The sequence below is a fragment of the Sphingomonas adhaesiva genome, from assembly GCF_036946125.1.
Lineage (GTDB): Bacteria > Pseudomonadota > Alphaproteobacteria > Sphingomonadales > Sphingomonadaceae > Sphingomonas > Sphingomonas adhaesiva_A.
The window spans coordinates 537,677-563,099 of sequence record NZ_JAQIJT010000002.1; the positions used below are offsets into that span (position 1 = coordinate 537,677).

At 67.0% G+C, this 25,423-nt stretch carries 27 protein-coding genes and 1 tRNA gene; 21 read left to right on the top strand and 7 right to left on the bottom strand.

Annotated features, from left to right (window positions below):
• Positions 1-25 precede the first annotated feature (25 nt).
• On the top strand, positions 26-1,945 hold the full coding sequence (dxs, locus tag PGN23_RS08840; RefSeq protein ID WP_335302515.1) for a 1-deoxy-D-xylulose-5-phosphate synthase: 1,920 nt from the start codon (positions 26-28) through the stop codon (positions 1,943-1,945).
• A gap of 10 nt (positions 1,946-1,955) precedes the next feature.
• A complete protein-coding gene (locus tag PGN23_RS08845; RefSeq protein ID WP_335302516.1) occupies positions 1,956-2,390 on the top strand; it encodes a hypothetical protein in 435 nt (144 codons plus the stop codon).
• A gap of 203 nt (positions 2,391-2,593) precedes the next feature.
• Here PGN23_RS08845 and PGN23_RS08850 read toward each other — a convergent pair whose 3' ends face one another.
• On the bottom strand, positions 2,594-3,256 hold the full coding sequence (locus tag PGN23_RS08850; protein ID WP_335302517.1) for an RBBP9/YdeN family alpha/beta hydrolase: 663 nt from the start codon (positions 3,254-3,256) through the stop codon (positions 2,594-2,596).
• A gap of 221 nt (positions 3,257-3,477) precedes the next feature.
• On the opposite strand from PGN23_RS08850, the gene PGN23_RS08855 reads away from it, so the two are divergent.
• The 5 genes from PGN23_RS08855 (at position 3,478) to PGN23_RS08875 (ending at position 6,489) form a co-directional block, all read left to right on the top strand.
• Positions 3,478-4,212, top strand: coding sequence for a TlyA family RNA methyltransferase (locus tag PGN23_RS08855; RefSeq protein ID WP_335302518.1), 735 nt, complete (start codon positions 3,478-3,480; stop codon positions 4,210-4,212).
• A 121-nt stretch (positions 4,213-4,333) separates the two neighbouring features.
• Positions 4,334-4,855, top strand: a complete 522-nt coding sequence (locus PGN23_RS08860) for a TspO/MBR family protein (RefSeq protein WP_335302519.1) — start codon at positions 4,334-4,336, stop codon at positions 4,853-4,855.
• A gap of 26 nt (positions 4,856-4,881) precedes the next feature.
• Positions 4,882-5,154 (top strand): accessory factor UbiK family protein, encoded by a 273-nt coding sequence (locus tag PGN23_RS08865; protein WP_335302520.1) that lies wholly within the window; start codon positions 4,882-4,884, stop codon positions 5,152-5,154.
• A 33-nt stretch (positions 5,155-5,187) separates the two neighbouring features.
• Positions 5,188-5,694: a YbjN domain-containing protein gene (locus tag PGN23_RS08870; protein WP_335302521.1), complete on the top strand. Its 507-nt coding sequence runs from the start codon at positions 5,188-5,190 to the stop codon at positions 5,692-5,694.
• Positions 5,695-5,712: 18 nt separating this feature from the next.
• Entirely contained in the window at positions 5,713-6,489 is a 777-nt protein-coding gene (locus PGN23_RS08875; RefSeq protein ID WP_335304560.1) for a pyrroline-5-carboxylate reductase family protein, read from the top strand.
• A 224-nt stretch (positions 6,490-6,713) separates the two neighbouring features.
• Here PGN23_RS08875 and PGN23_RS08880 read toward each other — a convergent pair whose 3' ends face one another.
• The gene (locus PGN23_RS08880) at positions 6,714-7,208 is read right to left on the bottom strand and encodes a MarR family transcriptional regulator (RefSeq protein WP_335302522.1); all 495 of its coding nucleotides are present in this window, start codon (positions 7,206-7,208) and stop codon (positions 6,714-6,716) included.
• 44 nt (positions 7,209-7,252) lie between these two features.
• On the opposite strand from PGN23_RS08880, the gene PGN23_RS08885 reads away from it, so the two are divergent.
• From PGN23_RS08885 to PGN23_RS08920, 8 genes are all read left to right on the top strand, one after another.
• The gene (locus PGN23_RS08885; protein WP_443019755.1) at positions 7,253-8,374 is read left to right on the top strand and encodes a branched-chain amino acid aminotransferase; all 1,122 of its coding nucleotides are present in this window, start codon (positions 7,253-7,255) and stop codon (positions 8,372-8,374) included.
• Between the two features lie 36 nt (positions 8,375-8,410).
• Positions 8,411-8,485, top strand: a tRNA-Gln gene (locus PGN23_RS08890).
• A gap of 101 nt (positions 8,486-8,586) precedes the next feature.
• The gene (locus PGN23_RS08895; RefSeq protein ID WP_335302524.1) at positions 8,587-10,482 is read left to right on the top strand and encodes a DUF6538 domain-containing protein; all 1,896 of its coding nucleotides are present in this window, start codon (positions 8,587-8,589) and stop codon (positions 10,480-10,482) included.
• Positions 10,483-10,538: 56 nt separating this feature from the next.
• Entirely contained in the window at positions 10,539-11,441 is a 903-nt protein-coding gene (locus PGN23_RS08900) for an HNH endonuclease (RefSeq protein WP_335302525.1), read from the top strand.
• A 233-nt stretch (positions 11,442-11,674) separates the two neighbouring features.
• Positions 11,675-14,344, top strand: coding sequence for a hypothetical protein (locus PGN23_RS08905; protein ID WP_335302526.1), 2,670 nt, complete (start codon positions 11,675-11,677; stop codon positions 14,342-14,344).
• 78 nt (positions 14,345-14,422) lie between these two features.
• Complete coding sequence (locus PGN23_RS08910; protein ID WP_335302527.1) at positions 14,423-14,779, top strand: hypothetical protein; 357 nt, start codon at positions 14,423-14,425, stop codon at positions 14,777-14,779.
• Positions 14,780-14,821: 42 nt separating this feature from the next.
• Positions 14,822-14,944 carry a hypothetical protein gene (locus tag PGN23_RS08915; protein WP_335302528.1) on the top strand — a complete coding sequence of 41 codons (123 nt, stop codon included), beginning with the start codon at positions 14,822-14,824 and terminating at the stop codon, positions 14,942-14,944.
• Positions 14,944-15,576 (top strand): hypothetical protein, encoded by a 633-nt coding sequence (locus PGN23_RS08920; protein ID WP_335302529.1) that lies wholly within the window; start codon positions 14,944-14,946, stop codon positions 15,574-15,576. The genes PGN23_RS08915 and PGN23_RS08920 overlap by 1 nt, the downstream gene beginning before the upstream one ends.
• A gap of 65 nt (positions 15,577-15,641) precedes the next feature.
• On the opposite strand, the gene PGN23_RS08925 is transcribed toward PGN23_RS08920, so the two are convergent.
• Together PGN23_RS08925 and PGN23_RS08930 are read right to left on the bottom strand one after the other, a co-directional pair.
• Positions 15,642-15,875: a hypothetical protein gene (locus PGN23_RS08925; protein ID WP_335302530.1), complete on the bottom strand. Its 234-nt coding sequence runs from the start codon at positions 15,873-15,875 to the stop codon at positions 15,642-15,644.
• A gap of 78 nt (positions 15,876-15,953) precedes the next feature.
• Positions 15,954-17,087, bottom strand: a complete 1,134-nt coding sequence (locus PGN23_RS08930; RefSeq protein WP_335302531.1) for a DNA N-6-adenine-methyltransferase — start codon at positions 17,085-17,087, stop codon at positions 15,954-15,956.
• Positions 17,088-17,611: 524 nt separating this feature from the next.
• Here PGN23_RS08930 and PGN23_RS08935 point away from each other — a divergent pair.
• From PGN23_RS08935 to PGN23_RS08960, 6 genes are all read left to right on the top strand, one after another.
• On the top strand, positions 17,612-19,813 hold the full coding sequence (locus PGN23_RS08935) for a S8 family serine peptidase (RefSeq protein WP_335302532.1): 2,202 nt from the start codon (positions 17,612-17,614) through the stop codon (positions 19,811-19,813).
• A gap of 21 nt (positions 19,814-19,834) precedes the next feature.
• Positions 19,835-20,548 carry a hypothetical protein gene (locus tag PGN23_RS08940; protein WP_335302533.1) on the top strand — a complete coding sequence of 238 codons (714 nt, stop codon included), beginning with the start codon at positions 19,835-19,837 and terminating at the stop codon, positions 20,546-20,548.
• 12 nt (positions 20,549-20,560) lie between these two features.
• Positions 20,561-21,037, top strand: coding sequence for a hypothetical protein (locus PGN23_RS08945; RefSeq protein WP_335302534.1), 477 nt, complete (start codon positions 20,561-20,563; stop codon positions 21,035-21,037).
• 42 nt (positions 21,038-21,079) lie between these two features.
• On the top strand, positions 21,080-21,475 hold the full coding sequence (locus PGN23_RS08950) for a lysozyme inhibitor LprI family protein (RefSeq protein ID WP_335302535.1): 396 nt from the start codon (positions 21,080-21,082) through the stop codon (positions 21,473-21,475).
• 294 nt (positions 21,476-21,769) lie between these two features.
• Positions 21,770-21,946 carry a hypothetical protein gene (locus PGN23_RS08955; protein WP_156340075.1) on the top strand — a complete coding sequence of 59 codons (177 nt, stop codon included), beginning with the start codon at positions 21,770-21,772 and terminating at the stop codon, positions 21,944-21,946.
• 282 nt (positions 21,947-22,228) lie between these two features.
• Positions 22,229-23,440, top strand: a complete 1,212-nt coding sequence (locus PGN23_RS08960) for a hypothetical protein (protein WP_335302536.1) — start codon at positions 22,229-22,231, stop codon at positions 23,438-23,440.
• Between the two features lie 318 nt (positions 23,441-23,758).
• Here the strand turns inward: PGN23_RS08960 and PGN23_RS08965 are convergent, their stop codons facing one another.
• The 3 genes from PGN23_RS08965 to PGN23_RS08975 are packed head-to-tail and all read right to left on the bottom strand — an operon-like array spanning position 23,759 to position 25,423.
• Positions 23,759-23,947, bottom strand: coding sequence for a hypothetical protein (locus PGN23_RS08965; protein WP_335302537.1), 189 nt, complete (start codon positions 23,945-23,947; stop codon positions 23,759-23,761).
• Between the two features lie 50 nt (positions 23,948-23,997).
• A complete protein-coding gene (locus tag PGN23_RS08970) occupies positions 23,998-25,029 on the bottom strand; it encodes a radical SAM/SPASM domain-containing protein (protein ID WP_335302538.1) in 1,032 nt (343 codons plus the stop codon).
• Positions 25,030-25,036: 7 nt separating this feature from the next.
• Positions 25,037-25,423, bottom strand: a complete 387-nt coding sequence (locus PGN23_RS08975; protein WP_335302539.1) for a hypothetical protein — start codon at positions 25,421-25,423, stop codon at positions 25,037-25,039.

A 25,423-nucleotide genomic window follows, 5' to 3' on the forward strand; every position in this document is an offset into this window, starting at 1 on the left:
GATCCGGGTCAGCTATCCGGGTCGGATGGCAAACGCCCCCGATACTCCGCTGCTCGATACCGTCGCGACGCCCGCGGACCTGCGCCGCCTGAAGCCCGAGGACCTGCGCCAGCTCGCCGACGAGTTGCGGCAGGAGACGATCTCCGCCGTCGGGACGACCGGCGGGCACCTTGGCTCCGGGCTCGGCGTGGTCGAGCTGACGACCGCGATCCACTATGTCTTCGACACGCCGCGCGACCGGCTGATCTGGGACGTGGGGCACCAATGCTACCCGCACAAGATCCTGACCGGGCGGCGCGATCGTATCCGCACGCTGCGGCAGGGCGGGGGGCTGAGCGGGTTCACGAAGCGCAGCGAGAGCGAATACGACCCGTTCGGCGCGGCGCACAGCTCGACCTCGATCTCCGCGGCGCTGGGGTTCGCGACCGCCAACAAGCTGTCGGGGGCACCGGGCAAGGCGATCGCGGTGATCGGCGACGGCGCGATGTCCGCGGGCATGGCCTATGAAGCGATGAACAACGCGGAGGCCGCGGGCAACCGGCTGGTCGTGATCCTGAACGACAACGACATGTCGATCGCACCGCCGGTGGGCGGGCTGTCGGCCTATCTGTCGCGCATCGTGTCCAGCCGCGAGTTCCTGGGCGTGCGCGAGCTGATGAAGAAGTTCGCGCGCCGCCTGCCGCGCCCGTTCCATTCCGCCGCGCGCAAGACCGACGAGTTCGCGCGCGGAATGACGATGGGCGGCACGCTGTTCGAGGAGCTGGGCTTCTATTACGTCGGGCCGATCGACGGTCACAACCTGGACCATCTGATCCCGGTGCTGGAGAATGTCCGCGACGCGGAGGAGGGCCCGATCCTCGTCCATGTCGTGACGAAGAAGGGCAAGGGCTATGCCCCCGCCGAGGCGTCGGCGGACAAGTACCACGGCGTGCAGAAATTCGACGTCATCACCGGCGCGCAGGCGAAGGCGCCGCCGGGGCCGCCCGCGTACCAGAACGTCTTCGGCGAGGCGCTGGCGAAGGCGGCGGAGGCGGATCCGCGCATCTGTGCGATCACCGCGGCGATGCCGTCGGGCACGGGCCTGGACAGGTTCGCGACCGCGCATCCCGACCGCTTCTTCGATGTCGGCATCGCGGAGCAGCATGCGGTGACCTTCGCCGCGGGGCTGGCCGCGCAGGGGATGCGGCCATTCTGCGCCATCTATTCGACCTTCCTGCAGCGCGCCTACGACCAGGTGGTGCACGATGTCGCGATCCAGAACCTGCCGGTGCGCTTCGCGATCGACCGCGCCGGGCTGGTCGGGGCGGACGGCGCGACGCATGCGGGCAGCTTCGACGTCACGTATCTGGCGACGCTGCCCAATTTCGTCGTGATGGCGCCGTCGGACGAGGCCGAGCTGGTGCATATGGTCCACACCTGCGTCGAGCATGATTCCGGGCCGATCGCGGTGCGCTATCCGCGCGGCGGCGGCACCGGGGTGGCGCTGCCCGAGACGCCGGAACGGCTGGAGATCGGCAAGGGCCGCCTGGTGCGCGAGGGCAAGACGGTCGCGATCCTGTCGCTCGGCACCCGGCTGGAGGAGGCGCTGAAGGCGGCCGACGCGCTGGATGCCAGGGGATTGTCGACCAGCGTCGCCGACCTGCGCTTCGCCAAGCCGCTGGACGAGGCGCTGATCCGCCGCCTGCTGACCACGCACGAGGTGGCGATCACGATCGAGGAGAATGCGATCGGTGGGCTGGGTGCGCACGTGCTGACGATGGCGTCGGACGCGGGGCTGACCGATGCGGGGCTGAAGATCCGCACGATGCGCCTGCCCGACCTGTTCCAGGATCAGGACAAGCCCGAGGTGCAATATGCCGACGCGCGGCTGGATGCCGAAGCGATCGTCGATACGGTGCTGACCGCGCTGCGCTACAACGAGGCCGGCGCCGTCCAGCGCGCGTGAGCCGCGCGAGGTGACGGGTTGGGAGAAGGTCGGAGCCCTCACCGCGCTATATGCGGTGGGGATGCTGTACGCCAATCACGCGATGCTGCGCCGGGTGAAGGGTGCGGTGGCGGTGCGCGCGGCATGGACCGCGGCTGATTTCGATGCGGTGTTCGACGATACCGACACGCGCGTGGCGCCTGCGGTGCGCGCGGTGCTGGCGCCGTGGTATGGCGAGGGGGTGGTGCCGCGCCCCGAGGATACGCTGAAACGCTTCCTGAAGATGGATCGCGGCGACGTGGATGACACGGTCGCGGCGCTGCGCGCGCGGCTGGAGTTGCCCGAGGAGGTGGCGCCGACGCCCGATCTGCCGGATGTCGCGGCGCTGGTGCGGTATGTCGATGTCCTCGTCACCCCGGCCTCGAGCCGGGGTCCCGCTGCCGTCCCGCCGCCGCGAGGGAGGTAAGCGGGACCCCGGCTCAAGGCGGGACCTTTGCAAAACGGGTCAACAGCACCCAGCCCACGCCGTGCTCCTGCGCAGGCAGGAGCCCAGGGCCCAGCAGAACAACGCTTTATGGGACCTGCAACCCTGGGCTCCTGCCTTCGCAGGAGCACGGTACAGCCTTTTGCAAAGGTCCCGCTCAAAGCCGGGGTGGCGGTGGGTGCAGCCTATATCCGCATTTCACTCCTGCTACGCCCCGGCGTCGCCAGGATCGCCCGGGCGTCGCCCGGTGATCTCACCTCGCCATGCGGGCCACCCGCGGCGGCGATGACGCGATCGAGCAGTTCCAGCCCCTCCGGCCAGCGACCCAGTCCGCTGGCGGCGTTCAGATGGCCGTGGGGGCCGTGGTCGATGAAATGGCTGCCCCAGTCGACCGCGAGGCTGTGCGCGCGCTCGATCGTGATCCACGGATCGTCGGTCGAGGCGACGACGATCGAGGGGAAGGGCAGGGGTTGCTTGGGCACGCCGGCGAACGGCGCCAGTTCCGCGGCTACACCCTCCCGGTCCACGTCGGCCGGCGCGACCAGCAGCGCGCCGGCCACCGGCCAGCCGTAGGGCTGCGGGCTGAACGATGCCCACCAGGCGGTCGCGATGCAGCCCAGGCTGTGCGCCACCAGGATGACCGGCGCGCGCGCGGCGGACACCGCCTGATCGATCTTCGTCACCCAGCTGTTGCGGTGCGGGCGGTCCCACATGCCCAGGTCGATGCGTGCCGTATCGGGACGGCTCGCCTCCCATAACGACTGCCAATGCGCCGGTCCCGAGCCGCCGAGCCCGGGGATGGTCAGGACGGTCGGTTGAACCGACAGGTCGAACGCGGCATGTCCCATGACGTACCTCCTGTTCGTGGTTTCCCCTGGCCCGGACGGGGGCGGGGGCGAGGCCGCGGCTCACAGTCTAGGGGTCGGTCACGCCGCGGCCTCTGATCCCGGATGTATATCCCACCCAACGGGTGGACAATCGTGCGGCGCAGCAATTGACGCGAGATGTGCCCCGCGAAAGACGAACCGAAATTGTTGCGATTCCGGCGCGTTGTGGCGATAGCGCTGTCATGGCGAAGCAGCGTGTCGATCAGATGCTGGTGGATCGCGGGCTGGCCGAATCGCGCACCCGTGCGCAGGCGCTGGTGATGGCCGGGCTGGTCTTCGCGGGCGGGCGCAAGATCGACAAGCCGGGGCAGGCGATCGCGGACGACGCGGCGCTGGAGGTGCGCGGGCGCGATCATCCCTGGGTGTCGCGCGGCGGCATCAAGCTGGCGCACGGGCTCGATCACTTCGCGTGGGACGTGAGCGGCGCGGTGGCGATCGACGTGGGATCGTCGACCGGCGGGTTCACCGACGTGCTGCTGACGCGCGGGGCGAAGCGCGTCTATGCGGTCGACAGCGGTACCAACCAGTTGGCGTGGAAGCTGCGCCAGGACGATCGCGTGGTCGTGCACGAACGGACCAGCGCGCGCATCCTGACCGCATCGCACGTGCCCGAGCCCGTCGACCTGGTGGTGTGCGATGCCAGCTTCATCGGCCTCGCCAAGGTGCTGGAGGTCCCCTTGTCCTTCGTCCGCGCGGGCGGGCGTGCGATGGCGCTCATCAAGCCGCAGTTCGAGGCCGGGCGCGCCGAAGTGGGAAAGGGCGGCGTCGTGCGCGACGACGCGGTGCGCGCGCGCGTCTGCGACGACGTGGCGGCGTGGTTCGCCGGTGCGGGGTGGCGCGTGGCGGGTGTCGTCGAAAGCCCGATCACGGGTCCTGAGGGAAATGTCGAATATCTGATCGCCGTGCACCGGGATTGAAACAGGCGTCCGTCATGCCGGCTGCGACGTTTGCGTGCGTCGCGGCGTTGCGGCATGACGGCAACATGGATCACGGGGATTGATGACATTGGGCACGGTGGCGTCGAAGGGGCAGTTGCGGATGTCGTTTCTCCGGTGGGCCGCCGTATCGGTGCCGCTGGTGCTGCTGCTGGGGTTCGTGTCGGGGCGCGTCGTGCCGTCGGGCAGCGAGAACGGCTGGTATGTCGCGCTGGCCAAGCCGGAGCTGACCCCGCCGGGCATCGTCTTCCCGATCGTCTGGTCGGCGCTGTACATCATGCTGGGGCTGGCGCTGGCGCTGATCCTGTCGGCGCGCGGCGCGCGGCTGCGCGGGCTGGCGGTCGCGCTGTTTGCGGCGCAGCTGGCGTGCAATCTTGCCTGGACGCCGCTGTTCTTCGGCGCGCACAAGGTGCAGGCGGCGCTGCTGCTGCTGGTCGCGATCCTGGGGCTGACCATCCTGACGACCTTCGTCTTCGGGCAGATCCGGCGCACCGCGGCATGGCTTCTGGTGCCGTACATGGTGTGGATCAGCTTCGCGGGGGTGCTGACGTGGCGGATCGGGCAGCTCAATCCCGATGCGGAACGGCTTGTGCGCCCGGCCGCGGCGTCCCAGATGCTGACGTGACGCGAACTTCTGCGAAGGACTGAGTGATGCAATCCGAGAACCATCTGTTCGGCGACATGGCCAAGCTGCTGAACGGCGCCGCGGGGACGCTGGCCGGCGTCGGTCGCGAGGCGGAGGCGAGCGCGCGGGCGCGGGCGCGCGAATGGATCGGCGGGCTGGATTTCGTCGCGCGCGACGAGTTCGAGGCGGTGAAGGCCATCGCGATCGCCGCGCGCGAGGATGCGGAGGCGCTGCGCACCAGGGTCGAGGCGCTGGAGGCGGCGCTCGCGGCGAAGGGTGCGGATGCGAACGTGGGCTGACGCGCGCACGCATTTCGTGCGATAGAGACGAACATGCTCGATCATGCCGATACCGATGCGGAGCCGGACGCCCCGCTGGACATGCTGGAATCCTATTTCATGGCGCACGGCTGGCCGTGCGAACGCCATGACGAGGAAATCACCGCATCGGTCAAGGGCAGCTGGACCGAGTACGAACTGCGCGCGCTGTGGCGTGAGGAGGACGGCGTCCTCCAGTTGCTCGCCTTCCCCGATGTGAAGGTGGCGGACAATCGCCGCGGCCGCATCTACGAGACGCTGTCGCTCATCAACGAGCAGTTGTGGACCGGGCATTTCGAATTGTGGTCGTCGAGCGGTATCCTGCTGTACCGCAACGCGACCGTAATCGAGCAGCGCGACGGCGAGGCGACCATGTCGCTCGCCACCGCGGAGCTGCTGGTCGAATCCGCGCTCGACGAGTGCGAGCGCTTCTATCCCGTGTTCCAGTTCGTGCTGTGGGGGGGCAAGACCCCGGCCGAGGCGATCGCCGCGGCGATGGTGGAAACGCAGGGCGAGGCCTGATCGCGCATGCGGATGTGGATGATCGGCTGCGGCAACATGGGATCGGCCATGTTGCGGCGCTGGGTGGACAGCGGCGTGTTGCGCGGCGGGGACGTCGACGTCGTCAACCGCCGCGACCGTGCGCTGCCCCATGGCGTGCGGCAGGCGCGCGACCTGCCCCCGACGCCCGTGCCGGACGTCGTCGTCCTGGGGATCAAGCCGCAGCAGCTGGGCGAGGTCGCCGAGCGCTACGCGTGGCGCGTCGCGGAGGCCCCGCTGCTGGTGTCGATGCTGGCCGGGGCGGACCCCGCGGCGCTGTCCGCTGCCTTTCCGGGGCCGGTGGCGGTCCAGACGATGCCCAACCTGCCGGTCGAGCTGGGGCGGGGCGTCGTGGCGATCCACGCGCCCGACGCGCCTGCCGACGCACGCGCGACGGTCGACCGGCTGATGGTGCCGCTGGGGCTGGTCGAGTGGTTCGACGACGCGGCGCGATTCGCCGCGGCGGGGGCGCTTTCGGGAACGGGACCGGCGTTCCTGTTCCGCATGATCGATGCCCTGGCCGCCGGCGGCGTCGCGCTGGGCCTGTCGCGGGCGGAGGCGGATGCGATCGCGCTGGCCACGGTCGAGGGCGCCGCGGCGATGGCGGCGGCGAGCGAGCACTCGCCCGCGGCGCTGGCCGATGCGGTGGCGAGCCCCGGCGGGATGACGCGCGCCGGCCTCAACGTGCTGGACGAGGACCGCGCGCTGGCGGCGTTGTTCGAGCGCACGCTGCAAGCGGTGGCCCGGCGCGGCGCGGAGATGGCGGCGACCCGATAATCGATACCGTCATCCCGGCTCAAGGCGCGACCTTCGCAACAGGCTACACCGTGCTCCTGCGAAGGCAGGAGCCCAGAGTTGCAGGTCCCATAAGGCGTTGTTCTGCTGGGCCCTGGGCTCCTGCCTGCGCAGGAGCACGGCGTGGGCTCGGTGCTGTTGCACCTGTTTTGCAATGGCCCCGCTCACGGCCGTGGTGACGGAGCGCGTCCGACCCCGCCCCGGCATCACCCGCCGTTGCGCAGCGCCTCCACTCGCGGCATTTCGTCCGCCGGGATCAGTCCCTCCAGCACCGACCAGAATCCGCTGACCGCCCCCTGACCGGCACGCAGATAGGCCGCCGACAGCCGCTCGCGCAGCGCATCGTACAGTCCCGCCTCCAGCTCGACCCCCGCCGGGGTCAGCCGCAGCAGCCGCTGCCGCCGGTCGCGCTCGCCCGGACGCGTTTCCACCAGTTCGCGGTCGATCAGCTCGTTGAGCACGCGCCCCAGCGACTGTTTCGTGATCGCCAGCAACGCCAGCAGGTCGCTGACCGGCATGTCGGGCTTGCGCGCGATGAAATACAGGGCACGGTGGTGCGCGCGCCCCAGTCCCTGCCGCGCCAGCCCGCGATCGATCGAGCGCGTGATGTGGCTGTTGCCGAAATACAGCAGCTCGATGCCGCGGCGGATCTCGGATTCGCGCAGGAATTGCGGTGAGGCGGAGGGGGTTGTGGCAGCCATGTTGACCGGCTTTGCCATCCGCCCTAGGCCTCCGCAACCCGGCAATGGGCATGCCGCCCGCTCCGCCGTGCATCCTTGGAGGTCCCGTGACTTTCGCGTTCGAACCGCATCCGTCCCCCGTCCCCGCCAACGAGCGGGAAGCGCGGCTGGTAGATCCGGGGTTCGGCCGCGTCTTCACCGACCATATGGCGATCCTCCACTGGTCGGAGGCGGAGGGCTGGCACGACGGCCGCATCACGCAGCGCGTGCCGCTGACGATGGACCCCGCCTCCTCGGTGCTTCATTACGCGCAGGAGATTTTCGAGGGGCTGAAGGCGTACCGGCTGGAGGACGGCGGGCTCGCGCTGTTCCGCCCGGAGGCGAACGCGCGCCGGTTGCAGGAGTCCGCCCGCCGGCTCGCCATGCCCGAATTGCCCGAGGACCTGTTCCTCGAATCGGTCGAGCAACTGGTGCTGGCCGAGCGCGACTGGATGCCGACGCTGGAGGGCGGGTCGCTGTACCTGCGCCCGTTCATGATCGCATCGGAGGCGTTCCTGGGCGTGAAGCCGTCGGCGGAGTATCTCTACATGGTGCTCGCCTCGTCGGTCGGCGCCTATTGGAAGGGCGGGGCGCGCGCCGTGTCGCTGTGGGTCAGCCACGATTACACGCGCGCGGCGCCCGGCGGCACCGGGGCGGCCAAGTGCGGCGGCAATTACGCGACCAGCCTGATCGCGCAGCAGGAGGCGATCCGCCGCGGCTGCGACCAGGTCGTCTTCCTCGACGCGGCGGAGCGCCGCTGGATCGAGGAACTGGGCGGCATGAACATCTTCTTCGTCTTCGACGACGGCTCGATCCAGACGCCGCCGCTGACCGGCACGATCCTGCCCGGGATCACGCGCGATTCGATCCTGCGGCTGGCGCGCGACGAGGGGCTGGTGGTGCGCGAGGAGCCTTATGCGATCGAGCAGTGGCGGGCCGATGCGGCGAGCGGCCGCCTGGTCGAGAGCTTCGCCTGCGGCACCGCCGCGGTGGTGACCCCGATCGGTCGCGTCGCCGGTCCGGACTATGAGTTCACGATCGGCAGCGGCGCCACGGGTCAAACGACCGCGCGCTTCCTCGACCGCCTGAGCGCGATCCAGCGCGGCCGGATCGCCGATCCGTACGGCTGGCTGCGTCGTATCGGTTGAACCTTTCCCCGCGCGCGGCTAAGCGCGCAGGCCTGCTGGGGCGTCGCCAAGCGGTAAGGCAACGGTTTTTGGTACCGTCATACGCAGGTTCGAATCCTGCCGCCCCAGCCAATTCGCACCTAAGGACTTGATCTCGCTGGCTTCTCGCTCGTGAGACGGAACGATTGTGCCATCGACTGTGCCAATCGTCTGTCCGGAAGGTCGGATGCTCCGTGGCCTCGGTCCAGCATGTCTATCGCCGCGGCGCCATGTTCTGGTGGCGGCGCTGTCTCCCTTTGTTCTCGTTCAAGAAACTTGATATACGTCTATCCCTGCGCACGGCCGATCGGCAGGTGGCGCGGGAACGAGGCGCCGCGCTGACCGCTGCGACGCGGGAGGTGGTAAGAATGTTGGAGCAGCGCGTGAGGGCGGCCGACGCGCGTCCGACCGAGGACGAACTCCAGGCAATCGCACGGCAGGCGTACGCGGAGAAGCTGGCGCAATTCTGCGATGATCAAAGAGCTTACCCGCATCATGCGGTCGATCACGAGCGCGCCAACCGAACGTGGGCCGACTACTACGACCGGCTCGTCCGCAACGGCGGCCATGCAGCAATGCTGGATGGCGAGGAACAGGCGTGGCGGATGATGGGCTGGGATGCGCAGCGCGTGGCCAACCTGCGCGTCGCGATCGCGCACGTCGAAGAGGGAAATCCGCCGATCTCACGGCGCTTCGTCGATCATTACCTTCGCGAATTCGGATACGAGCCGCATGATGGCCTGCGCCGCATGGTCGAGCGGGCACTCCATCCGGCCTATCGCGACGCTTGTCTTGAGGCCGAGCGACGCCGACGGAGCGCGATCGAGCCGGCATCGGCATCGCCTTACGCGGAGCCTGCTCAGGCCAGTGCGACCGCCACGGCCGGAAACCGATCATCGGCCGACCAAGGTGCGTATTTCAGCGACTTTATCGAGGCGGCGATCGCCGCCTTGGTCGCCAATGAACGATGGGATGGAAAATCTGGACGTCAGGCGCGCAGTACCATCGCCCTGTTCGAACTGCTGATCGGTCGCAAGAAGCTGGGGGCTTATCATCAGGACGATCTGACCGCGTTTATGAAAAAGCTCCGGTTCGTGCCCAAGCAGTACGACATGACGAGGGCCGAAAGCCGTGAAAGCATCCTCAACCATGTGGCAGCGGGGGAGACGGCGGCGGAGAAGGCTGATGGCAAACCCATTGTCGGCGAACGCTCAAATCGGACGCGAAACCGACACCTATCGAGCCTTGCGGCGATCGTTCGCTGGGGCATTACAAACAAGAAGGGCAAGCCTGACATCACGTTCGACAAGCAGTTCGCGATCGTATCCAAGCGCAAGCGCGCTCGATCGGAACGTCCGGCGACCTCCAAGGACGATGTGGCAACGCTATTCGCCATGCCGACGTGGACGGGCTCGCAGCCTCATCGCGGCGGCACTGGCGCGGCTATCTTGAGAGCACGCGTTACGCCTGGTGATGCGATCGTCCATGATGCGTTCTATTGGGTGCCGCTTCTCCTCTACTATACCGGTGCCCGGCGGGAGGAAATCTGTAAATTGTGCCCGGGTGACGTGAAGCTGGAACCCATTCCGCATATCTTCATCGACTTTACGGATTTCGGTCGCATCAAGAACGACCAATCGGTTCGCCCTGTGCCATTGCATCGAGAATTGGTTCGTCTGGGTTTCCTTCAGTTCGTTGAGGAATGCCGGAAGCGGGAATATCCGGTCCTTTTTCCCGAGCTGACGCCGACCAACGACGTGCAGAAGTTCGGCGACATCTATTACAAGAACGTATGGGCTAATCTGAAGCGGGCTGCAAAACTCGCTGACGACGCGACAAATCACGGTATGCGGCATCGTTTTTCGACGGACCTGAAGGCGAAGAAGGTCTTCAGTGAGTTCCGCCGCGACGTGATGGGACAGGGCGGCCTCGACATCAACGAGGAACGGTATAGCGATACGGCGGCGATGGAGATCCTGAAGGGGATTATCGAGGAATTGCCATCCGTCACGGACGCACTCCAACCGGGCAAGGCGATCGTGCCGCCTAGGGTAATCCGCCGCCCGAAGCCGAGCATGCGTCGTAAGTAAGGCCGTAACTTTGCGGTTGGAAATTGACGGCGCGGGTGTGCGCGTTAGGCATCCGTATGGCTTTCGGCGTCTTCATCCACCGGTCGGACTCAATCTACGATGACACGCCGGCCGAGCGCTATCAGTTCCCGCCTCAATATCTCAGCCGGGTCCGCGCCTGCATCGGCGACTGGATCGTCTATTACGAGCCGCGCAAGGTGCCCGGCACGCGCGGGTATTTCGCCGTGGCAAAGGTCGAGCAGGTGATTGCCGACCCAAGCGCTCCCGGCATGTACCTCGCGCTGATCGAACTCGGCAGTTACCTCGACTTCTCGAACCCGGTTCCCTTCGCCGACGGTGATGGGGCCGTGATCGAACGCGGCGTGCTCAACGAGGCTGGGCGTATATCGGGTCGGGCTCAGGCGGCTGTGCGAGGGCTGTCCGCGTCCGACTTCGCCCGCATCGTCGACCTTGGTCTGGCGGAGGATAATGTGCTGTTGCCGCGGGTCGGTGCCTCCGAAGCGCCGTCGGCGGTTCGAGAGGAGCGAATACCGTTCGGCTTCGACGAGACGCGCGAGCGTGTAAGCATGCTCGTTTCCCGCGTCGTGCGTGACCGTGTTTTCCGCCGCATCGTGCTGCGCGCATATGACGAGCGATGCGCGGTCACGGGGCTCAAGCTAATCAACGGCGGCGGGCGGGCCGAGGTCGAGGCCGCGCACATTCGGCCGGTCGAGGCGGACGGGCCGGATATCGTGAGCAATGGCCTGGCTCTTTCCGGCACGGCGCATTGGATGTTCGATCGCGGGCTCATCAGCCTGGCTGACGACGCCAGCATCCTCGTCTCTCGTCAGGCGAACGATCCGGACAGCATCCGCTCGGTCATCAATCCGAGCGGGCGAGCGATCTTGCCAGGCCGCCCCGGCGACCGGCCGCATCCGCATTTCCTGCGCTGGCACCGGGAGAACTGCTTCAAGCTGTGAAGGTGCTAACGACCGGAAATTCGGAAGGAAGGTCGGTTCAGCAGCCGACGATGCGTTGGCGCGACCAAGGGGGAGGAAATTCAGGCGCAACAGCGCAATTTGGCGGGGGCGCCCAATTGCGGTGCGCCGCCGGTGCCTGATCGACCGCGGCGGGTCCTCCAACCTGACGGTTTCCGGAAGGCGGTTCGAGGGGGGTATTGTGTGGTCCGCGGGGCGGGTCGACAATCAGGGGCATGTCGACGTCCGGGTCCATCGGTGAAGAGCCTGCGGTGTTCGCGCACCACGTGCGTGCGCTTCTCGCCCGGCAGCGGCGCGAGGACGAGGAAGCGATTGCCGGGTCCCTGAAGCGGACGGGCTTCCGCGCGCAGGGCGACGATCGCGCAGCCCGAGGACCGCAGCGCCGCCAGTTCACGTCCCACCGCGAGCGGACGGTGGACTTCCATGCCGCCAGCCCGCTGACCCGCCGCGACCGGCAGACGGGCGGGTTTCGGGTGCCACACTTCGACGTGAAGGCGGTCGTGGCGATCCACCCGCCGTCCCGGAACGGCGTCGCACATTCGCGATGCGGCGGCGGGGGAATGAGTGCCGCGGCACACTTCGACTATGTGACCGATGGGGCCAGGATCGGGCTCGCGACTCACATCGACTATATCCGGCGGGAAACCGGCGTCGCTGATCCAGCGGGCGAAATGCTGCTCGACATGCTGGACGAGCAGGAGATGCGGGCGGATCTGAACCAGCTCGCCTGCTACACCAACATTCCCGGCGGCTGGGACCGGGCACGCAGCCTGTTCGAGGCGGCCGAGCGCGCCGCGCCGCCGCCGAAGTCGCATCTGCTTCAGGCATCGACCGCGCAGGTCACCAGTTTCGAGTATCAGCTGAAGTTCGGCGGTGCCCCGACCTGGTTCCGCGAGATGACCCAGCGATTGCAGGCGGAAGCGGCCGAGGTCGAGCGGGAGGCGATCGAGCGTGGGCGGCCCGAGCGACATCGCACGGTCACCATCGCCGAGGTGTCCGGCGAGGAAGCCTATGAGCGTCTCGACTGGTTCGAACGCAGGCGGTTCGCTCGCGATCTCGTAACGTGGAAGCAGGGCCGGACCCAACGATCGCAGCACCGGTTCGTCGGCGAACTGCCCAACGGTCTTTCGGCGGTCGATCGCCACGAGATACTGTCGCGCTTCTGCGGCACGTTGGCGGATGACGGCTGGATGGTGGTCGGCGCGATCCACCAACCCGACCGCCACAACGACCGCCGGAACTTCCACATCCACGTCGATGGCGTCGACCGCCCGGCTCGATGGCTCGACGATCCTGGCTGTTGGGACTTCGAATATGTCGAACGACGCAACGGAAAGGTCACGCATCCGAAGCGTCAGAAGAAGGTCCGCTATGAAGCGCCGCCCGCCGGCCTTTTGCGTGACCGGTTCATCACGATCGTCAATGAGGTGGTCGGCGATCGGCCGGATGTCGTGCGGTATCTGCACGGGACCTATGCCGACAATGATATCGGGCTGACCCCGCTCGACCATATGGGGAACCGCGCGATTGGTCTGGAGTCGCGCGGGATCGAAACGGAGGTTGGATCGCGCAATGCCCGCCGCATCTTCACCGATGAGGCCGCGGCGTGCGAGAAGCGGGCCGCCGAAGCGGAAGCGGCGCTCGTCAGCGAACTCGCGCTGATCCGCACCATCGTCGCGAACGATCTCACTGCCATGGCGGCGGTCGAACGCTACGAACGACTGGAACGGCGGCTGATCCGGCGGCGGCTTCAGCGCGAACTCGCCGACGTCGTCATCACGATGGCGCGGTCACGGGCGGAGACGGTGGCGCATACGCTGACCCCAACGCCCGGCCGCCCGGTGACACCGCGCAAGGGAGACGACCAACTGCTCGCCGATGCTCGGGCGCACCTTGCATGGGTCGAGCGGAACAGCCCTACGCCGGACGAGCGGGAAGCGGCGCGACGGGTGGAGGAGGCGCTCGCCGCAAGGGCAGCGGACCAGTGGGCGATCATCCTGTCGGCGACGGTACATCTCGGGCCTGCGCCGGCCATGGACGCAGTCGTCTACGTTCCGCGCCATCAGGCGCCTGCGGCGGCGGCCACGGCTTCGCGGTTCGATGGTCCGAAGCGGGATCGCCTGCATGCCTGGCTGCGCAAACACGCCGCTGATGGGGCTCTTCTGATCTTCGACAACGGCGACGCGCGGCTCGGCCACAGCGTTCCAAAAGCGATCGACACGCTGATGCGGCAGTTCGCCGATGAACCGAGCTTCCAGCGGCTGCTGCTAATGGAGCGGCACCGGCGGGCTGATCGCGAGATGCTGTCGGGCGTCGCTCTTTCGGGTGGAACAGGACGCGCGTCTTCGGGATCGGTGAAACCGCGCGCAGTCGCGCATGCGTCGCCATTGAGCCCGTCGTCCACCACGACGGTTCAAACCCTGCCGATCCCGAAGCCAGGAAAAGCGGAGCCCTCGCCCACGGTCTTGGCCACCACTTCTTTCTCGCCCGCCGCGTCTCGCACGGTCGCGCCAAGCGCGCATATCGCGGCACGACAAGCGGATCGGAAACCTGACATTTCCGGATCGCCTCCTGACAAGCAGCCGAACCGGGTCGCACCGAGCGGGCCGGATCGGGCGGCTTCGACTGCGACGAAGGACGCCTCTACCGACCGCGCGCCACCCGCGCCGGATACGGCCGAGAAGTCGAAGGTCAGTATCTTCGATCAGGCATCATCGTTGCAGACAGCGGACGCGAAGAGAGTGGCGCCGAAGGGGCCGACAAGCTCTGCGCCACCGATCAGTCTGCCTACCAAGGGCCCGAACGCTAGCCCGTCGCGCGCATCCGGGAAGGCCCGCCGGGGCCGGCGGAAGGAAGATTGGGGAACGCCTGCGGCTGTGCCGTGAAGGCGAAAATGAAGGTGCGGGAGGTGGCGTGCAGCCCGCCACCTCCCGCATAATCCCAAGGACTTTCTTGTGTATATCATGACCAAGGAGCGGGCGCTGGCGCAGATGCGTGCGCTGACCGCGACGCAGGCGCTCGCCACGCTGGTGGGCTGGCAATCCGACCCGGCGACCCGGCTGCTGCTGCGCCCGCCGTTCAGCGAATGGTTCTACGCCGCCTCCGCCGATCTCCTGCTGGTCCCATCGATCGAACCGACGCGCGGCGATCTCGCCATCGTCGACAGGGGCATGCGCGAAGCGAGGTGCGACGCGCTGGTCGTCAAGGCATCGAGCGAAGGCCGGCGCACGCTCTACATCGCCTATGGCCAGTGGGGTCGGCAGGAGAACGTCTGGTGCCATGGCCGGCGGCTCTGGCTGTCGCCGCGTGGCGAGGCGTGACTGGTTCCCGACCCGCATGACAGCGAGGATCCGCAGCTGTCGATGCAGTTGACCGAGCGCCGGCTGCAGGTCGCGTCGCATCCGCCCGCGCGGGACGACCAGGAGGCGATCGACGGCCTCGACCGGGCCGACGCCTTCCTCGCGCAGGTATGGGGGAACCGCTGATGCCCGCGCTCCCGTGGATCAGCCCGGCTGATGCCGACGACATGCTGTTCGACGATCCGCTGGGATCGTCGCTCGGCTTCGGCTTCGCGCTCCTGCGGCCCAAGGCGAAGGGCAAGCGCAACACCACCGCCGACCTCGCCCGCGCCAAGCTCCAGCCGAGCAGGCCCGACGACGCAGCCTGGGGGCCGGACGGGCTGTGGCCGATCACCTGCACGACCAGCCGGCTGGTGCCCGCGCCCGGTGTCGCGCTCGAGCCGGACGCGCTGGAGAGCGTGTTCGAAGGCTATGACGCCAGGGTCAAGCCGCACCAGAAGCTGCTGGCCGCAGTGCTGACGATGCGCTTCGACCACGGCTGGCAGGCGGCGGACATCCTGTCGGCCGTCGGCATGTATGCGCTGCAGCACCTTGCGCTCGAACGCCGGCTGACCAGCCTTACCGTCGTCCATATGCCGGGTGACGAACTGTCGGCGCGCCGCCCGCACGCCCACTGCGTGGCACTGGCTCGGGTCCACCGCGCCAGCGGATGGGGGGAGCTCCACCGCGATCTCGTCGCCAAGGACGCGCAGGCGACCTTCCAGGCCGAGTGGGAGACGTTTCGCGACGAATGGGCGCCGCGCTTCGCGCCAGGCTGAGCAGGCCGCCAAGCACCCGCGACACACGTCGCGGGTGCCTCCGGCCGGGGTGGGCCGGTGCCCGCCTAGAGGGGAATGAACCGATGGAAGTGTCCCCGATGGTGGGGACGAAAATCGGGAAGAACCAGATGACCAACACCGCCGCCGCCCGCGCTCACCTCGCCGCTGTCTCGACTATGCTCCTGGGCAACCGCACCCTCCGGCCGTCCGCGGCGCTGCTCGCCGGCCACCGCCTCGATCAGCTCGCGCGGCTCCGGCTGGGGCAGATGGCCTGCGATGCGCAGGCCGACCTCGTACACCTCACCTTCGAGGAGCAGGCGGGCGAGACCGTGATGACCGACATCTCGATCTTCGTGCCGCGCGGCCGGATCTGCTTTTCACACCCCGGCTGCAAGCTGTGGCTGTCGCCGACCGGCGCGCGCGCGCTGCTGCTGCCGCATCCGCATGTGCGTGGCAGCTTCCGCCTCGCGCCGGGCGAGATCATCCACCTGCCCTTCAAGCCCGCTCACGCCGACGTCGAGCAGGGCATCGCCCGCGCCGAGGCGCGCCTGCGCCGGCTGGTCGAGCGCGGCGTCGATGTCGCGGGCCGCGTCGTCATCAACGACTGGCCGATCTGGCAGTGAGGCGAGCCCGCGTGAGCGGGCCAGCCAATACCCCTCGGCGATCTCCGCCCAGCGTGCCCGCTGTTCGGCCGAGGTGCCGAACGCCACCAGCATCAACGAATGGGGCGTGTGCTGCGACCGGCCGCGGATGTCGGCGAACCGCAGCCGGCCTAGCAGGAAGAAGATGTCCGCCTCGGCGGTCAAGGTCTCGTGGAACCAGCGGGAATCGGTGCGCACGGGGACGAGGCAGACGACGCTGGCGACATTCCCCCGCCACCATTGGTCGTGCGCCCGTTTCAGCCAGAGCTGCGTCTTGGAAAAGGGTGGATTGACAAAGGCGAGACCGCCGGACCAGTCGTCGACGAACCCGTCGCCGCCTTCCTCAAGGAGGATGCGGCGCTTCGCGACCACGGGGCTCAGCGCATGACCGCACGGGTCGAGATCGATCGCGCCGAACGCATCGTTGATCCTGGCCAGGAACTCGGGCGGGGTGAAGCGGACGTCACGGTCGGCCTTGTCGCCTTCGCCCCAATGGGCACGCTCCATGGCGCGGCGCCGGACTTTCGGCGCCAGCACGGTCAACAGGCGGAGCAGGCTGGCGACCGATCCGCCGCCGCGCTCGAGGCTGGCGAGCGTCGTGCGCGACATGCGCGCACGCGAAGCCGCCTTCTCCAGCGTCCAGCCACGCCGAAGCCGGCTGGCGCGCAGTTTTTCGCCAAGGGTCTTGCCCGGTGCGAGGCCGGTCAGCCGAAAGTCGAGCGCGGTCATCACCGCGACAAGGGTCTCGACCGAACCGACGCCTCGTTCGAGCCGCTTGATCTTCTGGAGCGGCACGCCGATGCGCGCCGCGAGCGTGGATTGCGACACGCCCGACGACCTGCGGGCTTCGACGAGCGCCGCGATCAACATCAGATACCAAAAGGGTTCATATACTGGTCAATATGAGCAGCCGTATGCGCTGGGTCAATACTTAGCGGGAACGTCAGTTCAGCCGCGCCAATACTTGCGATTGGATGCCCGAATATGCCGAGAAATATCGGTAAAGGTAAAAATCTCTTTAACATGTCAGGGTTATCCGACATCGCGTCGCAAAGATTTGCGTTGCCGACAGGCTGGCAGATCGCCTAACCTATGCCCGCTCACCAGCAGGTGGGCCGAGGCGTGGAAACCTCGTCGGAAAGTAGCCGTATGCCCGGTCGAACCAGTTTCGGCCGGGGAGCGGGCGTGCATGTCCAGGGCTCTCGGGCCTAAAGACGTCCGCGCCTGTCTTTCCGCAGGTTTCCAATCCCCGGCTTTCGGGCCGGCACCGCCTCGTAAACAGGGGCGGTGCCGCCGGCTGGAGTAGCCGACCGGCACCGACGCGAACGGGGGTTCGAGCGTTGGGTGCAAAGGGACGGAAGTGCGGAAACCGCACACGCATAACGAACATATCGGTGATCTCGGCGGGGCTGCTGCTGGCCGCCTGCGGTGGCGGCGGAGGCGTCAACTCGGGCGGCTCGACCGCGCCGCCGACAGCGACTCCCGCTCCAACACCCGCACCCAGTCCGGCTCCCACGCCGACCTCGTCCGCCGACAGCGCCGAATATAAGGCCTCGGGCGCCGTGGTGATTGCCAGGGCGGCCTACGCCTATGACCGCGGCATCACCGGCAAGGGCGTGACGATCGCGGTGCTCGACACCGGCATCAATCGCTCAACGCCAGAGTTTGCCGGGCGCATCTCGGCCGACAGCACCGGCTTCGAACAGCGCGTCGCGCGGTGCGGCACCTGCCCCGCGGAGACGCTCGCGCCGTTTGCGATCGATGACAAGCTGGGCCACGGCACGACCGTCGCCTCGGTCGCGCTGGCGGCGCGCAACGGATCGGGGCCGCAAGGCGTCGCGCCCGAGGCGACGCTGCTGGCGCTCAAGATCGTCGGTGCCGACTTGTCGGGCCAGACCGCCGGCAGCACCGGGCCGATCCCCGAGAGCGGCAGCGCCAACGCGATGCTGATCGCACCGGCGATCCGCTATGCGGTCGAGAAAGGCGCGTTCGTCAGCGTGCTGTCGCTCAACGGCTTCGGCACGGGGCAGCTGGCGCAGGACCAGCGCGCCGCGATGGATCAGGTACGCCTCGCCGACCGGCTGCTGGTCAATTCGGTCGACAATACGACAGGCCAGGACAGCTTCACCGGCCAGTTCGCGGAGAACTTCGTCGGCACCGACCGCGCCAACAAGGATTGGTTCCTGTTCGCCATCGGGGTCGACCAGAACGGCAATCCGCGCAGCGCCAACGGCAATGCCGGGCCGCTCGCCGACCGGATGCTCGCGGCCGGCGGCAACAACGTCCAGGTCGTCGACAAGGACGGCAACGTGGTCAGCGTCACCGGCAACAGCTTCGCGGCACCCGCAGTCGCCGGGGCTGCCGCGCTGCTCAAGCAATATTGGCCGCAGCTCGGCGGCAAGGCGATCAGCCGCATCCTGCTCGACACCGCAACCGATGCCGGGGCGCCGGGGGTGGATGCGGTGTTCGGCGCGGGCATCCTCAACGTCGAGAAGGCGATGCAGGCGCGGGCGCCCGCCTCTTCGTTCGCGGCGGCCGATGCGGTGCTGACGCGCTTTTCCTCGCTGACGACGTCTGCGCCGTTCGGTGGGGCGGCTGCGGCGGCAGCGCTGACCGGGCAGGTCGGCGGCATGACGGTGTTCGACCGCTACGGTCGCGACTATGGGATGGTAGCCTCGACCGGGGTGCGGGCTCGCGGGTCGGGCCTACTGGCTGGTGCGATGGTCGGTCAGACGGATGTGCCATGGCGTGCGGCGCAGGCCGAGGCAGCGCGCTTCGGCTTCGCGACCAACGTCGGCGCCTATTCAGGGCTTCGTCCCGCCGTGCCGGCCGTCGTCTCCTTCGCGCCTGCCGCCGGGCAGCAGGTCACGCTTGGCACCAACGTCGTCATCGGCGGCGGTAACGGTCTGGCGGGTTCGCCGCTCCGCGGTATCGCGTCGATGCCGGTCGGCAGCATGTCGGCATGGTCCGGCGGGGGCTGGTCGGCGTCATTCTCGAGCGGCACGTCCCGGGACGGGCGCCTTCGGCAACAGGTCATCGGCTTCGCCATGCCGCTGGGGTTCGGCCTCGAACTGTCCGATCTTGTCGAACGGAATCAGGTGCTCGGCATGCGCGCCGACGCGACGCTTGGGCTGACCGGTGCGCGGACCACGCTCGCCACGCTGATCTATCGCCAGTCGCTGGCAGGCGTCGACCTGACCGCCCGCGCCACAGCTTCCTCGACCCGGGCGTCGGGGGGCTCGGACCTGCTGCGCTTCGACGGCCCGCTGGTCGGCAGCGCCTTCGCACTGGAAGGCGCTCGTGACCTGCTCGGCGGCCGCGCTACGCTCGGGTTGTCCTCGCCGCTTCGGGTCGAGCGCGCCCGCGCGATGCTGCTCGCGCCGGTGTCGTTCGATCTCGTCAGCGGTGCGTTGGTGACGCGCACGGTGGCGGTCGACCTTGCCCCGGATGCTCGCGAACTGGATCTCGAACTCGGCTGGGCGACCGCGCTGTCGCCAACGTCCTCGCTGCGGTTCGGCGTCGCGCGTGCCTTCGATGCGGGCCACGTCGCGGGCGCGTCCGACACCGCCGGCTTCGTCACCATCGCCATCCGCTGAACGAAACCAGGAGCAGGAACCATGAAGAAGACGCTCGCCGCCGCGGCCATCGTGATCGCCGCCGCCACCGCCGCTGGCACGCCGGCTGCGGCGACACCTCAGGCCGTCAATGGCGTGGAAACGCCGACATTTCCGCTCGACGTGGCCGGGGTCAGGCTCGGCATGTCGGCGAGCGAGGCACGCGCCGCGCTGGTGAAGGCCGGCTATGCGATGCCCGCGACCAACGGCGTGAGCTATGGCCCCAGCTTCGCGGCCCGTGTCCGTGCGGAGGCGGCGCAGCGTCGCACCGGCGCCGCCACGTCACCGGCGATGAGCGACCGGGTAATGACGCAGCTGCAGGGCGTCGGCCCGAACCGCGAGACGATCACCGTCGTCCTGACCGCCGCGCCCGCCGGCGGTTCGACCGTCACCAGCGTCTTTCTGACAATGCCGCAGGGCGTGATGAAGGGCGACGCCTTCCTTCGCCAGGTCACCGCAAAATACGGCAAGCCCGATGGCAGCCGCGACCAGGGCATGACGCTCGCCTGGTGCAGCGCGCCGCTGAAATCCGTCTGCGGCACGATCACGCCGTTCCAGCGTCGGCCTGAGGCGCTGCCGAACCTGAAGGCGTCGGTCACCTACAACGACAATACGATCCGGCTGCAGGACGGCACCGAGCAAGACCGCGAGCGCGAACGGGCCTTCGCCGCGGCGGTCGACCGCGCCGCGCCGAAGACCGATCGCGCGGCGTTCTGAGGGCGCGCGGTCATGATCGCCGTCATCGGAGCCGTCGCGATCGTCGCGCTGCTGATGCTGGTCGGCGTGCTCAACGCCACCGGCTTCTTCCGCGCGCTGCCGCTGATCCTGCTGCTGTGCGCGCTGTCGTTCGTCGCTGCGATGGTCGCGAAGGTGAACCTCGGCCCGGAGTGGACGGCGTGGGCCGGCGTCGGCGTCCCGGCCGCGCTGCTACTGTGGGCGGCGTGGCGGCCGGGATCGTCGAGGGCTAAGCTGTGGATCATGAGCGGCGCATCGTTCGCGATGAACAGCGTCAAATGGCTGGCGCTGATCGCCTGCGCGCTAACGCTGCCGGCCAACGGCTTTCATCTCGATGTTTGGCTGACGCGGGGATGGCCATGGGCGGTGTTGGGGACCCTCGCCTTGGGCGCGCAGGTGCTGGTAGACCGGGTTACCATCCGATCGATCGCGAAGGAGCCGGGCGCTGCCGAACGGATGAAAGCGCTATAGATCGAAGATGTTGGACCGGGGCGGAATTCAGTAAGGATAGCTATGTCGATGATCATCGCGACACTGTTGCTGACAGCGGCAGATCCATGCTCTGGCTCGACAACCCGCGACGTCGAGCAATGCCTGGTCGCCGACCTCGATCGCGCCGATGCCGTGCTTAACCGCTATTACACCGCGGCCGTCGCGCGTCTCACCCGAGACCGGGAACTGACGGCGCTTGCCAAGCTTCGCACATCCGAACGGGCGTGGATCGCCTATCGGGATACCGAATGCGACGCCGTCTATGAGAACTGGAAGGGTGGAACGATCCGTGGCGCCATGTCGCTTAGCTGTCGGACCGCTCTGACGAAGGCCCGGACGATGGCGATCTGGCAAAACTGGCTGACCTACGCCGACAGCACTACGCCGATTCTGCCGAAGCCGCAGGGCGAACGCTAATCGCCTATACGACTGGTGGTTGTCGGGTTTGGTGGAAACGAGCCCGACCGCTTTCGGTTGACAACTTAAGGTAACCAGACCTCCGTTCATGCGCGGGCAAAAGCGTAGAACGGCAGTCGTTGGTCGCATTCCACCGCCGGGATAAGGTCCGGTCGGACCGAGGCCGGTTGATCCTGAGCGGGTTTTCACCATCTTGCACCTTCGAGGGGCGCAGCGTCGCTCGCTCGCGATAGAGAAGATGATGGTATGCACCTGAATGTGTCGTTGAGTTATGGAAAGGGCGGGACGGGTGACATGTTTCAGATCGATTCGGTGCAGGACGCCGACACTGGACGACATCTGACCACGGCGCAGAAGATCGACGTTGGCAGGCACTTCCAAGATCGCGCAGACCTCGCCGATTATCTGCGCGAGGAGTTCGGCTCTGACAGCACGTTCGAAATCATCGGCGAGGATGGCGGGACGGAGTAGGCCCACCCTACTTGAAGAGGGGCGGAGGAGAAGGGGCCGCCCACTCCGCTCACCGAGCCATTCGACGAGTAGCTTACAGCAACTGCCCCCCCCAGCGAACCGGCTAGCCGAAGATCAAGATTTCGGAGCGGCCGACTGCGGCGGCTATTATAGTCGTCAGACTGAGGTAGCCGTGCGATGTCGGAGAGGGAGGACAAAAGCCCGCCTCCATTCAACGAGTTAGCACAATCCGTTTCAAGTCGGGAGTTCGAGACGTTGTCGCCGGAAGAGCTCATTCAAGTGATGGCGCACGCCTATCTGGTCTTCGGCCGCTTCAACGGTCTGCCGCTGATGAAGTTGGCGGGCGACGATCACGAAGAGACTAGGCGGTCGCTTCGCGTCTTAATCGATTGCGGCCTCGCCACGATCGTGTTCGGCGACATCCACCCCAATCCGTTCATTCGCGCCCTGCCGGACGAACCGAAGGAGGAAACGCTGCGCAAGTTGGACGAGTGCGGCTTCGTCCAAGGCAACTTCTATCCGACGCGCGCGTACCTCGACACCGTCGTGACGCCAGGGCAGTATCCGGGCCGCCCCTACACGTACGAACTCGCACGCGGAGAGCCCCAGCTCGGGCACCGCGCGTTCGAACTGCGAATTCTGGAGGACTACCGCAACGACCCCCGGTTTGAATACAGCACCAACGACATCCAGGGGCAGATCTACGCGCACGACGACGCTGGAGTCCGGAGCGAAGAGAATGTTTATCTCCGGTTCGGCTTCGCCTTCGGCGAGGACCGCGCGATGTTCGTCGCCGCCATGCTGTGGGATCTCTCGCAGCTATCGCCGGAGGCCCAGCAGCGCTGGCGGATGAGGGAGGTCGACGTGCCGACCTCCCTCCACCCTGACCACCACCGCGCGGTCATGGGCCACTTCCCGGAGCGGCTGTCGCTCTACGAAGCCTTCATCATGGAGCTGGAGACGATAAACCGGATTGCCGCCGCCATCGGCCGGCCGGGCCTGTTCCGCCACGACCATTCGCGCGACCGGCCTCGGGAGTTTGGTTCGCTTCTCCGTCCCACCGTCAAGGAGTTCAACGACTTCGTGGCGACTCTCGACAAGATGATCTCGGACAATATCGACCTCGCCTTCTTCGGCGACGACGTTGCGCGCGAACGCCGAATTGACGTCGAGGGCGGAGGCTTCCGCCTCGAGCGTAAGGGCTCCCTGCAGCTGCTCGAGGAATGGCTCCGGCAGAAGTTCCGGCCGCGAGAACCCGCGCCGATGGACGATATGCTCGCGACGTTCCGAAAGGTGCGCAAGCTTCGCAACAAGCCCGCGCACGTCGGCGTGGGCAACGCGTTCGATCCAGATATCGCCCTCAAGCAGCGCGATCTGATGGAGCAGGCCTACACGGCGCTGCGCACACTGCGACTCATCCTCATGAACCACCCGCTGGCCCGGGAGGTCGAGATCGACAGCCATCTGCGCGAGGGACTGATCTGGACGCCGTAGCCCACTGGGATGGCGATTTAGCCTAGCGGCCGTCATGCGATCTCGTCCGCGTATGGTGGGAAGCGGCCCGTCCGCTTTTGGGCGGTGGCCGCAAAAAGCAGACAGCCGTTCATTCGGCGGGGGCAGCGGCTTCAAACGTCCGCGGATGGTGGAAAGCGGAACGGCCGTTTAAGCGCACGAGAATGTGTATCCGGCCGTTCGTTCATTCACCGTCCGACGGCAGCTACGCGCCCCGATCTCGGTCATTCGCTGACTAAAATCACATCTCAGAAGCGGATATTCACCAGTAGGAAACGCCAGCGCGATGCCCCGCTTGATCTACAGCTTGATTAGCTGTCGGCGCAGGACTTGGCCTTCAAGCCCGAGATTGGCGAGCTCGGCTTTGAGATCGATCACGAAGTCGCTGTCCTGCCGCCGCGCCACCCAGCGCGGATGGTCGTCGATCAGGCTTTCGACCCCGCGCTTCCCGGTCCTGCCGATACGCTGACTAGCGCTGCGGATCGGCATCGTCACTCCTTGGTATGTCGGCGCGTCGGCGACGACGCCGTTGTGAGACTCTAGCGGTTGCCGCAGACGACGAGCTCGTCGAACAGCGGACAGCCGTTTTTGCACCTGGGTCGGTGGGAACAGTTGCCGCAGCGGTCGGACGCGAAATAGCGCCGGAACGAGCGGACATTCTCCGAGCCGTGCCAGATATCGAGCAGTGACGTCTCGTCGCTGAGCGTGTCGCCCTCGACCAGCCCGCTTTGGAACGAGCAGGGATAGACCCTCATGTCTTCGGACACGTAGAGCGAGAATCGGCCCGCATCGCAGGCATCGACCAGCGCATCATTGGCCTGGGTACGGGCGAACACCCCGCTCACGCAGCAGGCATCGAACCCGATCCTGAGCTTCGCGTCGGGCGCTGTCGCAAGCGCGAAGAATTCATCGAGCCGGTCGCTATGCCGAAGCATCTTTTCCTCGAACACCTTTCGCCCCGAAGGCTTGTAGTTGAGAAAAATTAGGGCATTGATCGGCGCGAGAAAGACAGGTGGATCGCTGAGCCAGTCGATTGCGGTGTCGACGCTGTCGCGGTCGATGATGAAGTGGACGTTGGTCTTGATACCGTGGTCGGCGAGCAGGCGGATGGTCTCGGCGGTCTCGACATACGGCGGGTAGGCGGAGACCGCCACCGCGCCGCAGGTGCGGCGCGTCGCCGCCAATATGTCGTCGGTCAGCCCGCGCCCGTTGGTCGTGTAGTTGGGGACGATCCCTTTCGCCCAGGTATAGTCGAGGATTTCGACAAAGTCGGGATGCTGGTTGGGATTGCCGCCGCCAAGCGCGACTTGGAAGGTGCCCATGTCGGCCGCCTGGTCGATGACCCGCTTGTAATCGGCGAGCGCCATGTGCGACCCATGCCGGGTCGAGCTTTTGTAGCAGAACACGCAGCCCTTGTCGCACCAGTTGGTGATCGAAATATCCATCAGCTCGGGGCCGTGCGGCGACCAGAATGGTTCCCGCTGGCCTGGTTCGGGGACGCGCGCGAAGAAGCCGGTGCGCGCGTTGAAGAAGGTAGCATAGCTGAGATCTTTGTAGCGATTGACGCGCAAGCGCGCCTCACCAATAGTTGTCATAGGCATTGATGAAGAACCTTTCGGACTCAATTTCGAAAATCTCGGTGCACAGCGTCATCTCGGCCAGATTGTTCTCGCTACTGAAATGGCCGATCGTGACCGTCTGGCCGTCTTCTATGCCCTTCTTCATGCGATCGAGCACGTCCGGCGTAAAATCTTGCCGGTCCTCGAGACCATCGACTTCCTCGACCCGCGTGAGCACGGTGCCGCGGTCGATTTGAGTCTTGAGCTCGTCGAACATGCCGTTGAACAGCGGCGCAACCGGGCTGTCGGGACCGACGCCGGCCGCCGTCAGGAAATCGTCTCGCGACAACATTTCACGGGCGATATAGACGAAGGAGGTCGACGAGCTATTCGACACGAAGTCCAT